The sequence below is a fragment of the Methylophaga sp. F-2 genome (assembly GCF_056859315.1).
Genome location: NZ_JBSXOF010000020.1, coordinates 168,488 through 183,144, shown reverse-complemented (window position 1 = coordinate 183,144; position 14,657 = coordinate 168,488). Strand labels below are relative to the sequence as shown.

Annotated in this window: 16 protein-coding genes and 3 tRNA genes; 9 read left to right on the top strand and 10 right to left on the bottom strand. The window is 43.6% G+C overall.

Annotated elements, in window-relative coordinates:
• From AC13DA_RS14615 to AC13DA_RS14600, 4 genes are all read right to left on the bottom strand, one after another.
• A partial coding sequence (locus tag AC13DA_RS14615) for a GTP-binding protein (RefSeq protein ID WP_482945994.1) occupies positions 1–168 on the bottom strand: 168 nt, incomplete at its 3' end.
• A 77-nt stretch (positions 169–245) separates the two neighbouring features.
• Positions 246–321, bottom strand: a tRNA-Thr gene (locus AC13DA_RS14610).
• Positions 322–342: 21 nt separating this feature from the next.
• Positions 343–416 (bottom strand) — tRNA-Gly (locus tag AC13DA_RS14605).
• Between the two features lie 24 nt (positions 417–440).
• Positions 441–525, bottom strand: a tRNA-Tyr gene (locus tag AC13DA_RS14600).
• 191 nt (positions 526–716) lie between these two features.
• Here AC13DA_RS14600 and hslV point away from each other — a divergent pair.
• Genes hslV through AC13DA_RS14560 form a run of 8 tightly spaced genes read left to right on the top strand, consistent with a single transcriptional unit; the run spans position 717 to position 7,506 of the window.
• Positions 717–1,259 carry an ATP-dependent protease subunit HslV gene (hslV, locus tag AC13DA_RS14595; RefSeq protein ID WP_273178790.1) on the top strand — a complete coding sequence of 181 codons (543 nt, stop codon included), beginning with the start codon at positions 717–719 and terminating at the stop codon, positions 1,257–1,259.
• Positions 1,260–1,267: 8 nt separating this feature from the next.
• The gene (gene hslU, locus AC13DA_RS14590; RefSeq protein ID WP_284450528.1) at positions 1,268–2,587 is read left to right on the top strand and encodes an ATP-dependent protease ATPase subunit HslU; all 1,320 of its coding nucleotides are present in this window, start codon (positions 1,268–1,270) and stop codon (positions 2,585–2,587) included.
• Positions 2,588–2,597: 10 nt separating this feature from the next.
• Positions 2,598–2,957 (top strand): gamma-butyrobetaine hydroxylase family protein, encoded by a 360-nt coding sequence (locus AC13DA_RS14585; protein ID WP_192807080.1) that lies wholly within the window; start codon positions 2,598–2,600, stop codon positions 2,955–2,957.
• A gap of 11 nt (positions 2,958–2,968) precedes the next feature.
• Positions 2,969–3,715 (top strand): bifunctional demethylmenaquinone methyltransferase/2-methoxy-6-polyprenyl-1,4-benzoquinol methylase UbiE, encoded by a 747-nt coding sequence (gene ubiE / locus AC13DA_RS14580; RefSeq protein WP_284450529.1) that lies wholly within the window; start codon positions 2,969–2,971, stop codon positions 3,713–3,715.
• A gap of 4 nt (positions 3,716–3,719) precedes the next feature.
• Positions 3,720–4,310, top strand: a complete 591-nt coding sequence (locus AC13DA_RS14575) for a ubiquinone biosynthesis accessory factor UbiJ (protein WP_284450530.1) — start codon at positions 3,720–3,722, stop codon at positions 4,308–4,310.
• A gap of 46 nt (positions 4,311–4,356) precedes the next feature.
• A complete protein-coding gene (gene ubiB, locus AC13DA_RS14570) occupies positions 4,357–6,027 on the top strand; it encodes a ubiquinone biosynthesis regulatory protein kinase UbiB (protein ID WP_273178798.1) in 1,671 nt (556 codons plus the stop codon).
• Between the two features lie 5 nt (positions 6,028–6,032).
• Positions 6,033–6,866, top strand: a complete 834-nt coding sequence (djlA, locus tag AC13DA_RS14565; protein ID WP_284450531.1) for a co-chaperone DjlA — start codon at positions 6,033–6,035, stop codon at positions 6,864–6,866.
• Positions 6,867–6,888: 22 nt separating this feature from the next.
• The gene (locus AC13DA_RS14560) at positions 6,889–7,506 is read left to right on the top strand and encodes a hypothetical protein (protein WP_284450532.1); all 618 of its coding nucleotides are present in this window, start codon (positions 6,889–6,891) and stop codon (positions 7,504–7,506) included.
• 484 nt (positions 7,507–7,990) lie between these two features.
• Here AC13DA_RS14560 and AC13DA_RS14555 read toward each other — a convergent pair whose 3' ends face one another.
• The 6 genes from AC13DA_RS14555 to AC13DA_RS14530 form a co-directional block, all read right to left on the bottom strand.
• Complete coding sequence (locus AC13DA_RS14555; RefSeq protein ID WP_482945993.1) at positions 7,991–9,661, bottom strand: formate--tetrahydrofolate ligase; 1,671 nt, start codon at positions 9,659–9,661, stop codon at positions 7,991–7,993.
• Positions 9,662–9,730: 69 nt separating this feature from the next.
• Complete coding sequence (locus tag AC13DA_RS14550; RefSeq protein ID WP_284450534.1) at positions 9,731–10,339, bottom strand: UbiX family flavin prenyltransferase; 609 nt, start codon at positions 10,337–10,339, stop codon at positions 9,731–9,733.
• A gap of 2 nt (positions 10,340–10,341) precedes the next feature.
• Positions 10,342–11,685: a UDP-N-acetylmuramate:L-alanyl-gamma-D-glutamyl-meso-diaminopimelate ligase gene (gene mpl / locus AC13DA_RS14545; RefSeq protein WP_284450535.1), complete on the bottom strand. Its 1,344-nt coding sequence runs from the start codon at positions 11,683–11,685 to the stop codon at positions 10,342–10,344.
• On the bottom strand, positions 11,685–12,221 hold the full coding sequence (locus AC13DA_RS14540) for a hypothetical protein (protein WP_284450536.1): 537 nt from the start codon (positions 12,219–12,221) through the stop codon (positions 11,685–11,687). Before AC13DA_RS14540 ends, mpl begins: the two co-directional genes overlap by 1 nt.
• Positions 12,222–12,316: 95 nt before the next feature.
• A complete protein-coding gene (locus tag AC13DA_RS14535) occupies positions 12,317–13,270 on the bottom strand; it encodes a glutaminyl-peptide cyclotransferase (protein WP_007144647.1) in 954 nt (317 codons plus the stop codon).
• 22 nt (positions 13,271–13,292) lie between these two features.
• Positions 13,293–14,099 carry an ABC transporter substrate-binding protein gene (locus AC13DA_RS14530; protein ID WP_273178812.1) on the bottom strand — a complete coding sequence of 269 codons (807 nt, stop codon included), beginning with the start codon at positions 14,097–14,099 and terminating at the stop codon, positions 13,293–13,295.
• A gap of 282 nt (positions 14,100–14,381) precedes the next feature.
• Between AC13DA_RS14530 and AC13DA_RS14525 the strand changes: the two genes are divergently transcribed.
• Positions 14,382–14,636, top strand: coding sequence for a hypothetical protein (locus tag AC13DA_RS14525; protein WP_273178814.1), 255 nt, complete (start codon positions 14,382–14,384; stop codon positions 14,634–14,636).
• Positions 14,637–14,657: the final 21 nt, after the last annotated feature.

Genomic DNA, 14,657 nt, shown 5'->3' with positions numbered 1-14,657 from the left:
TTCTTCTGGTGCGTTATCAATATCCGCGTAATCTTTGAATTCACCACCACTTAATTCACCCAACACTTTGGTGATCGCCGCTGTCAGCGTAGTTTTACCATGGTCAACGTGACCTATGGTGCCCACGTTGACGTGGGGTTTAGAACGTTCAAATTTTGCTTTAGACATGAGTAGTATCCCCGGCACTAAATTTTATTGAGCCAAAAAATCAAAACAGGCAGGAACTCCCTGCCTAAGACAAATTGTGGAGCCCGCAATCAGAATCGAACTGATGACCTCATCCTTACCATGGATGCGCTCTACCGACTGAGCTATGCGGGCCTAAATTCTTCCAATCAAAAATGGAGCGGGTGATGGGAATCGAACCCACGTGATCAGCTTGGAAGGCTGGAGTTCTACCATTGAACTACACCCGCAATTCAGTCATCTTGTTTATTTAATGGTGGAGGGGGAAGGATTCGAACCTTCGAAGGTAGAACCGTCAGATTTACAGTCTGATCCCTTTGGCCGCTCGGGAACCCCTCCACTAAAGACGTGGCATTTTCCGTAAAACTCACACTAATGTCAACACTTAAATCAGTAATTCTCGATTAGCTGAGGTCTGAGTGATTAGCTTGGCTAAATCTGTAGTGTGATTAACTGAAGTATGAAAGCCGTAATAGTATATTATTAGCCGATATAAATCTGTATTAATTTTTACAAAACAGGAGACATTTATGGAGCAGTACCGCGGTACGACCATCCTTTCGTATCGCCGTGACGGTCAGGTCGTCATTGGTGGTGATGGGCAAGTCAGTCTTGGCAACACAATAATGAAAGGTAATGCGCGCAAAGTCCGACGGTTATATCACGGTAAAGTCATTGCTGGTTTCGCCGGTGGCACAGCGGATGCGTTCACGCTATTTGAACGGTTTGAAGCAAAACTAGAAAAGCATCAGGGCAATCTAACGCGGAGTGCGCTTGAACTTGCCAAAGATTGGCGCACAGACAGAATGATGCGTCGACTTGAAGCCTTACTTGCTGTTGCAGATAAAGAAGCTTCCCTCATTATTTCTGGCAATGGTGACGTCATTGAACCAGAGCATGGCCTTATTGCTATTGGCTCTGGGGGCCCTTTTGCTCAAGCTGCAGCAACCGCCTTATTACAAAATACTGCTCTCAGTGCCAGAGAAATTGTAGAAAAAGGCTTGAATATTGCCGCTGACATCTGCATCTATACCAATCACAACCTTACAATCGAAACTCTGGACTCAAACTGATATCTATCATGCAATCATTAACTCCGAAACAAATTGTTAACGAACTCGATAAACGCATCATTGGACAACAGGCAGCTAAAAAAGCCGTCGCCATTGCACTCCGTAACCGCTGGCGTCGTAAGCAGCTCGATGCAGCACTTCAACATGAAGTGACTCCTAAAAATATTCTTATGATTGGTCCCACCGGCGTTGGTAAAACAGAGATCGCCCGAAGACTCGCAGCGTTAGCCAATGCGCCATTCATTAAGGTAGAAGCCACCAAGTTTACTGAAGTGGGTTATGTAGGCCGTGATGTCGAATCAATCATCCGTGATCTTGCTGAAACAGCGATGAAAATGCTGCGTGAAGAAGCAATATCATCTGTAAAGAACAAAGCAGAAGATGCCGCTGAAGAACGTATTCTGAATGCCCTACTTCGCCCTGCACGCGATGTTGAAACAGAAGATGAATCCACCACTCGCCAACGTTTCCGCAAAATGCTGCGTGAGGGAAAACTTGACGATCGTGAGATAGAACTGGAATTGAACGCCCCTAACGTCGGCGTTGAAATCATGTCGCCTCCAGGCATGGAAGAAATGACCAGCCAGTTACAAGAAATGTTTCAAAGTATGGGCTCACAACGTAAAAGTATGCGCAAAATTACTGTCGCTCATGCCATGCGCCTGCTGTCTGAAGAAGAAGCACTGAAACTTATCAATGAAGAAGAATTGAAAGCCAAAGTGTTAGACAGTGTTGAACAAAATGGCATCGTTTTTCTGGATGAAATCGATAAGATTACCGGTCGAGGTGAAAGCAGTAACAATGCGGATGTATCTCGTGCTGGTGTGCAACGTGACCTTTTACCTCTGGTAGAGGGAAGCACTGTTTCGACCAAATATGGCATGATCAAAACCGACCATATCCTGTTTATCGCATCAGGTGCATTCCACTTAAGCAAACCCTCCGACTTAATACCTGAACTGCAAGGTCGCTTACCTATTCGCGTTGAACTGGATGCACTTTCTTCTGCGGATTTTGTTCGCATTCTGACTGAGCCTGACGCTTCTCTGACGGAGCAATATATTGCGCTTCTGGCAACAGAAGGGGTTGAGTTAAGCTTCACCGACGATGGTATTGAGCGCATTGCTCAGCTGGCATGGGAAGTCAATGAAAAGACAGAAAACATTGGTGCCCGCCGTTTACATACCATGCTGGAAAAGTTGTTAGAACAGATTTCATATGAAGCTGGCAGCGAAGAAAATCTCTCTGTCACCGTCGATAAAGACTATGTCAATGAGCAACTTTCCGTGGTTGCTGAAGACGAAGATTTATCACGTTATATCCTATAAGGCATTCTTGATGGCAGAAATACCACTACCAACAGAGATTACGTTACACAAACAATCCAAGTGTCTATCTCTGAGCTATGGTGATAAGCAGTATCGTTTGTCAGCAGAATATCTCCGTGTCCACTCACCTTCAGCAGAGGTTCGTGGGCATGGTCCCGGACAGGAAGTTTTGCAGACACATAAAGAAAACGTCGGTCTCGATAAAATAGAGCCTGTTGGTCATTATGCACTCAAATTGTTTTTTGATGACGGACATGACAGTGGTCTTTTCACATGGGACTATTTGTACGAACTTGCCATCCATCAGGATTCTTTATGGCAAGACTACCTTAACCGACTTCAGAAAGCCGGTTATCAGCGCCAACAGTAATAGGTCAAGTTATGGAAGCCAAAGACACCACCCATTTCGGTTATAAAGAAGTACCCACGGCCGAAAAAGCCAAACATGTCGCCGAGGTTTTTCACTCGGTTGCAGGTAAATATGATCTGATGAACGACTTAATGTCGCTCGGTATTCATCGCTTCTGGAAGCACTTTACCATTATGAACAGTGGTGTTCGTCGTGGGGCAACCGTATTGGATATTGCCGGCGGTACAGGCGATCTGACCCGACAGTTTTCAAAACTGGTAGGTGATACAGGCAAAGTTGTATTAGCTGATATCAATGCGTCTATGCTTAATGTTGGTCGTGACCGCCTGACGGATGACGGCATTGTTGGGAATATTGAATACGTTCAGGCCAATGCTGAAGCCCTGCCGTTTCCTGACAACAGTTTCAACTGTATTACCATTGCTTTTGGTTTACGTAATGTCACGGATAAAGATAAAGCACTGGCATCAATGTTTCGTGTACTCAAGCCAGGCGGCCAACTGATGGTCTTAGAGTTTTCCAAGCCAGCTGAGTGGATGGCACCGATTTATGATGCTTATTCATTTAAGATTCTGCCGCAGCTGGGCAAAATTTTTACTGGGGACGAAGACAGCTATCGCTATCTGGCTGAATCCATCCGTATGCATCCGGATCAGGAAACCTTAAAACAGATGATGACGAATGTCGGTTTTGAACGTTGTGAATATCACAATATGACCGCCGGTATCGTCTCACTTCATCGCGGTTATAAATTCTAGACTCATGGCCATTTTATTACGTCCAATCGAATTGGCTGTTAATCAGGCATTGAAACAGGATCCTGAAACGCGCGAACGGCTTAATACTTTTGAAAATCGTGTGATCGTGATTCATATTCAGGACTGGCAGCAATATTTACACGTCTCATTTCATCAGTCAGCAATCAAGCTGACTCATAATGATGAAGAAAATGCGGATTTATTAATCACCGCTAATGCGATAAGTCTGCTGAAGCTGGCCAAACACCCAGAGCACTTGTTCTCCAATGAGATACATATCCATGGGAATGTACAATTTGCCAAACAGTTGCAAGACGTTCTCAACGGGTTTGACTTTGACTGGGAACAGCAAATTGCCAATATCACAGGGGACGTGATTGCTCAGCCGCTAAATTATGCCATCAAACAAGGTTTTTCATGGCTAAATGCGACCCAACGCTCCTTATCGATGTCACTTTCTGAATACCTGAGAGAAGAAGCTCACATCTTGCCAGACAAGATTCAAATCGACGATTTCATGAGTGATGTAGATAAGAGCAAGGCAGATATTGATAGGCTTGAGGCACGTATAAACCGGCTGGAAACACATCATTGACGCACTTGAGCATTGACCTCAGCTATATCCATGTAAGGAGCCATTAATGAAGGCTAATCAGTTATCCAGACTGATTCAAATCAATCATGTCCTGGCAAAACATCGCCTGGACGAAGTGATCAAAGCGATTCATCTGTTACGTCCACTTCGATATTTTAGTTTTTTATCTCCTCATCGCTGGCGCAATAAACAATCGACACTTCCCAGAGGCGAAAGATTAAGACTGGCGCTACAAGACTTAGGCCCTATTTTTGTCAAATTTGGTCAGGTGCTTTCCACTCGCCGGGATCTGCTGCCACCGGATATTGCCAACTCACTGGCCAAATTACAGGATCAGGTTGCCCCCTTTCCTGCGGAACAAGCCAAACAACTCATCGATAAAGCGTATGAAGCAGAATCACTGAATGAATTATTCGCTCATATTGAACCAGAGCCTCTTGCCTCAGCCTCTATTGCACAAGTCCATGCCGCGACCTTGAAAAATGGTGAACAAGTTGTAATAAAGCTGGTACGTCCCGGCATAGAACCTATTATTAAACGTGATATTGCCTTGTTATATACCCTGGCATCCTTCGCCGAACGATATTGGTCTGAAGGCAAACGCCTGCGTCCGAGAGAAATCGTTGCTGAGCTGGAAAAGAACCTGTTTGATGAACTCGACATGCTGCGTGAAGCATCCTCGGCATCACAACTTCAGCGTAATTTTGAAGGCACCACTTTACTCTACGTGCCGAAGATATATTGGAAACTGACAAAACCCAATATTCTGGTTCAAGAACGTATCTATGGCACCCCTATTAGCGATACTGAAGGTTTGATCGCCAAAGGGGTGGATATGGCTAAGCTCGCAGAAATGGGCGTTGAAATATTTTTCACCCAAGTCTTCAAACATAGTTTTTTCCATGCCGATATGCATCCCGGCAATATCATGGTGGATATTCATGATCCAAAAAACCCGAAATATGTGGCTGTCGATTTCGGCATTATGGGAACCTTGTCACCAGATGATCAGCGTTATCTCGCAGAAAACTTTCTTGCCTTTTTTAATCATGATTATCGTCGTGTGGCAGAGTTACATGTGCAATCTGGTTGGGTGCCAGCTGACACACGCTTGGATGAGTTTGAAGCCGCTATACGCAGTGTTTGTGAGCCTATTTTCGCAAGGCCACTAAAAGAAATTTCTTTCGGGCAGTTGTTATTAAGACTGTTTCAAACAGCGCGTCGTTTCAATATGGAAGTCCAGCCACAACTGGTTTTACTACAAAAAACCCTACTCAATATTGAAGGCTTGGGCCGTGACCTCTATCCCGATCTGGATCTCTGGAAAACAGCCAAACCGATTTTAGAAACATGGATGAAAGAAAAAATGGGCTGGCAAGCCGCTTTAAGAACATTACAACAAGAAGCGCCACATTGGGCTGAAACCTTACCTGAAATGCCACGTCTATTATATGACTTGAGCAAACGTGCTCAGGAAGGTCAATTCAACGTAAATTTAGCATCAGCCGATATTCAGCAATTACGTAAAGAAATCAAGCAAGCCAGCTACCGTAGTGCCGCTGTTACAGCCGGCGCTGCTTTCCTGGTTGGTGCCGCAGTGATTACCGGGCTTGATGGTTATGCGACGACGATGTTTGCCGGCCTCCCAATTCTCAGCTGGGTGTTTGGTTTATGGGGGCTTGGCCTCATTTATTTTAGTATTTCAAAGAAAAGTTAATCGTTATGTTTAAGTGGATAGGCCTGATTTTAGGCTTCTTATTATTAAGCACCATGAGTGTTGGTTTACTGATTCTGGGTATTTTTGGTGCCCTGATAGGGCTTATATTTGGTGGTTTTGCTGATCGTGTACGGGCTTATGGACTTGGTGGCGCGAATCCTTTTACCAACCAAACTCGTCAAGCCGTCTTCCTGGAAACAGTCTTTGTATTGATGGGGAAATTAGCAAAAGCTGATGGCCGTATCAGTCAAATTGAAATCGACCATGTTGAAGCCTTTATCAAAAAAATGGGCATGTCTGGTGAGCACAGACAAGAAGCTATTCGTCAGTTCAAACGTGGCGCTGAACCGGACTTTGATATCAACGAAACAGTGACGAAATTTAAACAGCACTGCGGCAACACCTTTAATCTAAAACAAGTCTTACTGGTCTATCTGACAGTGATGGCTTTGGCTGATGGTAAACTCGACCCACAAGAAAGACAGATTCTGGAACAGGTTTCATCACAACTGGGTTATAGCCGAGCAGAGTTTAATCGAATCCTCGATATGGTGTTAAGTCAGGCTAATTTTTCAAGCGGCTATCAACAACAATATTCATCTGGCCAGCATCGCTCGTCAGTGAATGATCTTGCGGAAGCCTATAAGGCACTGGGCGTAACAGAACAGAGTTCCAATCAGGAAATTAAACGCGCTTATCGCAAATTAATGAGCCAATACCATCCTGATAAATTAATGGGTCAAGGTGTACCTGAAGATATGATTGCTGTTGCAACTGAGCAAGCAAAAGAAATTCAGCTGGCATATGATTTAATTAAGAAGCAGCGTGACCTAAAATAATCAATCATTTAGAGGGCATCAAATGGGGAAATCTGATGTACACATATTATTAAGTTATCAAGAAGATATAAAACAAGAGTTTTTTTCGAGTTTTTTAAGATCCATAGACGCTGACAATCTAGAACTTGAAGTAGAGCCCCGCCCTTCTCTAGACATGCAAGCTTCAATGAAATGGCTCATGCCAACAGCAGTCATTCTATTTATTACCCAAAATTACTTCAGTTCTTTTCTCTCTGAAGCAGGACAAGAGCACTACGAAATACTAAGTCAAGCAGCAAACTCTCTGTGGGATGAATATCTGAACCATGATAATCGGCCTAAATATGAGTTCATTACTAGTAAGAATAGTCCTGAAAAGCTACCTTCCTCCGATCCATATACATTTTTATACTCGATGATGTATACGACGGATCACGACCTCAAAATTAAGTTTCTATTTCAAGAGAGCTATACTAAAGAACATTTCTTTGAGGCTAATAGAAAATACTTTAATTTTTTAGAGGACATTTCAAAAGGGATTGTTGAAGCTAATCTCCTCGAGCAAATGAAGCAAGTGCCAGTTGTCTCAGATACGATATTGTTGACATATGACCCTGAAAGCGACTCAATTCAGGTTATCAAGCCTTTCCCTAAACAATAAATATTCCGCTATCAATCTAAACATCCGAAACTAATTCATCATATTCGCGAGACAGAGTATTGTATGCCCAAATTTAATTGTCCCCACAACACTAGCCTGAATGAGATTTATTCAGGCGGTCGTCTAAAACTCGCTACGCTAAAATACTAGCCGTCCTCAGTATCAATCTTATTTCTCATTAGCACGGACTTGAGGAAAGTATTTGGAGCTTTAAATACAAGATGGATTTTACTACTCTATCGCCCTTTGCGAAGCCGAGCATCGCAAAGCAATTTGGATAAAACACAATGAGTGTTTGAGCGTAGCGAGTTTTCATTGTGTTCCAAATTGATTGAGAAGCACAGGAAATCCGCAGGGCAAGCAGTGGGCCGGCCTTTTTTGGTTCGTTTTTTGGCCGCGCAAAAAATGAATGCCACAGCGGCAGCGTGTGACTTTAAATCAAGAAACTATTTATTGGGTTCTCATACCCCAACCTAGAACTAAATTAGAATAAGCCAACGATTGAACCATTATCATCAATATCAATCCGCTCTGCTGCAGGATGTTTTGGTAATCCTGGCATAGTCATTACATCACCACAAAGCACGACAAGAAAACCTGCACCGTTTGACAGACGAACATCACGAATGGTTAGCGTATGGTTCTCAGCCGTGCCACGTAAGCTCGGATCACTGCTAAAAGAATACGGCGTTTTTGCCATACAAACCGGAATATCCCCGTGCTGCTCATTCAGCATGGCGATCTTATCCATCACTTTTTTATCAGCTACGACCTGACCTGTACCATATAAACGTTTAGCGACTTCGTTGATTTTGTCCCAAAGAGGGAAGCTATCCGGGTATAACAACTGACAAGGTTCGGCATCAGCATCCAGCATTTCAACCACACGCTGTGCTAATGTTTCAGCACCAGCACCACCTTCGGCCCAATGGCGAGCAAGAATAGCCTCTGCGCCCATCTCTTTCACTGCTGTTTTAATCAATTCAATCTCAGCATCGCTATCATTGACAAAATGATTGATGGCGACAACACAACGCAAGCCGAACTCGTTTTGCAGATTGCTTAGGTGACGTTTTAAATTAGCCAGTCCCGTATTCAGTGCATTAAGATTTTCAGCAGTCAGCTCTTTCAGCTCCAGACCACCGTGATATTTCAGGGCTTTTACTGTGGCGACAACCACAGCCATATCCGGTTTAATTCCCGCTTTACGGCACTTAATATTGATGAATTTTTCTGCACCTAAATCAGCACCAAAGCCGGCTTCAGTGACAACATAATCACCCAGTTTTAGTGCCATCTTGGTTGAGATGACAGAATTACAGCCATGCGCGATATTGGCAAAAGGCCCGCCGTGTACAAAAGCCGGGTTATTTTCTAAAGTCTGAACCAGGTTCGGCTTAATCGCTTCTTTCAATAAAGCCGCCATCGCACCATGCGCCATAATGTCACGGGCATAACGAGGCGTGCCATCTACCGAATAAGCGATTAATATTTCGCCAAGGCGTTGCTTCAATTCCTGTAAAGAATTGGACAAACAAAAAATAGCCATCACTTCTGAGGCCACCACAATATCAAAACGCTCTTCACGTAAATAACCGTTAGCAGGCCCCCCCATACCAACGATGATATCCCGCAGCGCACGATCATTCATATCCATGACTCGTTGCCAGACAATACGTCTTGCATCTAACTGCAGTGTATTGCCGTGATGAATATGGTTATCAATCATCGCTGATAATAAATTATGTGCTGAGGCAATCGCATGTAAATCGCCGGTAAAGTGAAGATTAATATCTTCCATCGGCACGACCTGCGCATAACCGCCACCGGCGGCCCCACCTTTCATACCAAAACACGGACCCATTGATGGTTCGCGCACGCAGACAATCGATTTTTTGCCAATTCGGTTAAGCGCATCACTCAAGCCAATGGTTGTAGTGGTTTTGCCCTCACCTGCCGGCGTCGGGCTAATGGCTGTCACTAAAATCAACTTGCCATCCGCTTTCGATGCCATATCATCCATTACTTCCAAAGAGACTTTGGCTTTGAAACGTCCATACGGGTCAATATGATGTGAGGCAAGACCAAGCTTTTCCTCAGCGAGACTAGTGACTTCCTGCATTGAAGCTTGTTGGGCAATTTCAATATCTGACATGGTTTTCCTGAGTGGCGTTAAATTTGAGCCCTATTATACGTGAGTTACGAGGGAATCCCGAATAGCACATCAGTCTCCCCAACGAGGCATCAGATTATGTTCTATTTTCGCCTGATCCAGTATCCGGGCGACAACAAAGTCGACCAATTCATTCAAGGATGTAGGATTAAAATAAAAGCCGGGATTGGGGGGTAAAATACACACGCCAAGCTTAGCAAGCTTCAGCATATTTTCCAGATGAATCACTGAAAATGGTGCTTCCCTCGGCACTACGATCAATTTGCGATCTTCTTTGAGCATGACGTCGGCAGCGCGGTTTATCAAATTATCACTCTGCCCGCAGGCGATAGCCGATAAAGTGCCCATGGTACATGGACACACAATCATGGTTGGCACGCGATGAGATCCGCTTGCCAATGGCGATGACCATTGCTGTTCACCATACACCCGTAACTGTTCAGGGTGGCAGTTAAACTCTTGAACTAATTTCGTTTGAACATCACTGGCCCGAGCGGGTAATTTCCAATCAAGCTCATCAGCAAGCACGATTCTGCCTGCAGTGGAAATCATTAAATGCACAGTGAGGCCTTGTTGTAACAGCACCTCCAGTAAACGCTTTGCATAAGGTGCACCTGAAGCGCCTGTAATGGCTAATGCGATCTGCTGCTGATCTAACATAATTAGGCAATCGCCTCTAAAATCCGTTGGTGAATACCGCCAAAGCCACCATTACTCATCACTAAAATTTCATCACCAGACTGTGCTTCATTGCTGATTGTTTTAACGATAGCGTCGACAGAATCAAATACACTGACATGATCGCCCAATGTTTCTGTGACTTGTTTTAGTGACCATTTCAAATCAGCATCCTGAAGCAATAACACTCTGTCTGCCTGAATTAAAGACTGAGCCAATGTCTCCTGATGCACGCCCATTTTCATGGTGTTAGAGCGAGGCTCAAGTACCGCAATCAGCCGACGGTTCCCTACTTTAGCTCTTAACCCGGCGATAGTGGTGGCAATAGCGGTCGGATGATGAGCAAAATCATCGTACACCCGAATATTATTAATTTCGCCTTTCAATTCCAGCCGTCGTTTAACACCGGCAAACACTGATAAGGCCTCACAAGCATGTTCAATGGTGACACCAACATGATGAGCTGCCGCTATTGCCGCAAGGGCATTACTCACATTATGCTGACCGAGCATATCCCATACAACGCGGCCAGTGGCTTCACCATGGCGTACTTCAAACTCGCTACCATCATTCTTCAATAATGTCGCTTGCCAATCCCCATCAGCGCCCAGTGTTTGACGTGGTGTCCAACAGCCCATATTGAAGACATGCTCAATTGCTTTCTCTTGTGGCGAAAGAATCAAACCTTGCTCAGGCACAGTTCGAACTAAATGATGAAACTGCTTTTGAATAGCGGCCAAATCATCAAAAATATCAGCGTGGTCAAATTCAAGATTATTAATAATCAACGTTCTGGGCATGTAATGGACAAATTTAGAACGCTTATCAAAAAACGCCGTATCGTACTCATCTGCCTCAATTACAAAAAAAGGCGTTTTACCGAGTCTAGCTGTTTCGCCAAAATTATCAGGCACCCCGCCGATAAGGAAACCAGGCGCCATATCGGCATGCTCGAGAATCCAAGCTAATAAACTACTGGTGGTTGTTTTTCCATGTGTACCAGAAACAGCCAACACCCATTTCCCTTGCAGCACATGTTCATTCAGCCACTGTGGACCAGAAACATAGGGAAGACCTTTATTTAACACATACTCTACGGCCGGATTACCTCGTGACATGGCATTGCCCATCACCACTAAGTCAGGGGCAGGCTCTAAATGTTCAGGTTTGTATCCTTCCCTGACATCAATGCCTGCGGCAGCAAGCTGATCACTCATCGGTGGATACACATTGGCATCTGAACCACTCACTGTCATGCCAAGCTCTCTGGCTAAAATGGCCAGTCCGCCCATAAACGTGCCACAAATCCCCAGTATATGAATATGCATTACGCAACTCCTGAAATAGTGAGTCCAACCACAATCAACGAAGCAATGGTATAAACCGTCGTTATAACCGCTGCTAAACCTGGTCGGATATCAAGTGCATACCTGAAGATATGTGCAACAACAAATAAACTCCAGAAAATAACAATAAGTACCAGTAATAAGATAATACTGGTTAGCTGACTATGAGGCTCTACCTGTCGAAATAATACAAAGACTGGCCAGCTAATAATGCCAATTAATGCACCAGTCCCTGCCATAGCTGTTAAGGTTTGCTCGAAGCGAGAAGGCAATCCGCGGATAAATAATAAGCCTTTAGTAACGATAACCAGCATGGCAGTATCAGCCAGTGCTGCCACCAAGCTAATCGTCCAGCTATGATCAATATGGCTAACCAGTACGCCGACGATAAAATACGTGACAACACTAAAGTTCAGTAATATTGAAGATGCCGGAATATCGGCCGGACTTGCCTGAAATAAACAAACCTGGAAAAACCGCAGAATCACTTTAATCATCACGGCATAATAACGTGTCACTTAAACGGAACAAAGTATTTAATGATTTTTTTCGAAGAGATATAAAAAAACCCGGCAAAATAGCCGGGTTTTTTTGTCGACATATTAATAAAATATTAATCGTCAACAACGACACCCCATGGGAATTTGCCCACTTCGATCGTTTTAATTGTTTTATTTGTAGCTGTGTCCACGACAGAAACGGTACTACTAACACCATCAGCTGTGTATAAACGTGAGCCATCACGCGTCATACCCAAGCCCCATACACGTTTACCAACAGGTACATTTGCTTTCATTTCCAGTGTTTTAGCATCTAAAACAGCGACGGAGTTACCACGCCCCGTTGTTACATAGATGGTTTTATCATCTGGGCTAACAGCAATATCCATAGGCTTGGAGTTAGGTAAGTCGATAGAAGCCTGTTTGATAATTGATAATGATTTTGTATCAATAATCGTCACTTCATTACCTACTTCACTGGTTGAGTAAGCCAACGAGCCGTCACTGTTAAATGCCAGACCACGAGGACGGGCAGCAACTAAAATGTTTTTTACCACTTTATGTTTAGCCGTATCAATCACATGAACCATATTAGTGGATTCACTAGTAACAAGTGCCAAGCTACCATCAGGTGAAACGGCAACACCTTCGGGTTCCAAACCAACAGGAATGACTTCAATGATTTTGCCTGTTTTCGGATCAATAACACTGGCTTGAGCATCATCCTCGTTAGATATATAAATATTGCCATTCGGTGCGACATCAAATGTTTCAGGATCGTCTCCCGCTTCCAGCTTTTTCACCACTTTCAGCGTATCTAAATCAACAACGGCTATCGCACCTTCTTCACTAATAGCAACGTAGAGTTGTTTTTGATCCGGTGATAAACCAATCCCTCTTGGCCGCTCCCCAATATTAATGGTGTTTATCACTTCATTGGTTTTTGTATCAATGACGCTGACCGTATTGTCTTTTTCATTAGTGACAAAAACACGGTGTGATGGCTCAGCCCAAACGGTTGTACTGGCCATAATCAATGTGGCTAATAATATATTTTTTAATTTCATCATGTTTCCTTCTTCTCTCTAATTATTTTTTACAGGTAACCATTCCAAGACTATCTAAACCACCTTTTACACCTCTCAATGGTGCTTCGGCGACAATGTTATCGTCCTTGTCAATCAGTAAAACAATCTGACGTAATTGCCCTGTTTCTCTGAATGTCGCGGTATCCCCTTTCTGCCCATCAAATGACAAGTCATTCTTGAGGTAGTTCAACATTCCTGCAGCATCAATTTTTTGCGTTCTGGCAACAGTATCTGACAACATCTTCACCGCTGCCCAACCAGCCCAAGCATCATCATCCATTTGTGTTTTGTGATTTCTGGTGAATCGTTTATTCAATTGTGAAGCAGCAAACTTAACAAAATCATGATGCCATGCATGAGCCGTCACCAATGTATCAGGATTCTTTGCCTGCCATTGAGCGAGTGCATCAGCTTTCATTTGTTTGCTCAAAGGGATATTCAATAAATTCGATAAACATGCCTGACGTAATCCATCAGCATCAGAGCTCAGGTTAAACACAGGTACATGGGCTAATTTTTTCATTTTGGCAACGTCGAGAATATGTTTAGCATCTGTTCCAACCAGTACCGCCGTTATTTCAGATTCTGGCAGAGCAGCAAGTTCTTGTTCGGTGACATTTTTGACTTGATAGTTTTGTCCTAAAAACTGTCCCTGTAGATTAGCCTCCGTGAGTCCTTGCTGAACCCCAGCCCAAACCTGCCCATCTGTTGGACCAATATAATGAAGAGTGACATTAATTGGGTTGGCAAAGATAATTTGTGGCCAGATAAATAAAACCATAAGGCCCAGCTTTTTTAACTTACTCATAATCTCTCCATTTTTATTTTGCTTCTTATTTTCCACCATACAGAATCAGGAAGCTGATTAAATCAGCAAATTCCTCAATCTTGTAGAGCACTTCTCATTTAGAAAGTTCAACCATCCACACTATTGTGTCAGTAAAACAGGCCGTTACACCTTAGGAGTTTTTCCTGTTTTGTTGATGGCAGCCATTATTGGTTTAAATCAACCATTCTATGAGCAAAGCTTTATATTCAAGAAATCAAAATGAAGGTCGATAGCTTGATTATCACAACAGGTTAGTTTTTTATGAATAAGCAATATCGCCTTCAGGTTCAACAAACACAGGAAAGTCTTGAAGAGTTTGTCACCTTCATGAGTTTCCGTTGTGACTGTAGTGGTGTACGAATATTGTCTATCGAAACAAAAGAGCAAGCCGCCATACGAGATGAAGCAGAACAGTCAGGAAAAGTGGTGCCCATTCAATCACGGCGCCGTTCTAAACCATCCACTGTAACGATTAGCAAAGAATTACGTTTTAACGACCAAAATACTCACTCATAAAAAAAGCCCGATTTCTCGGGC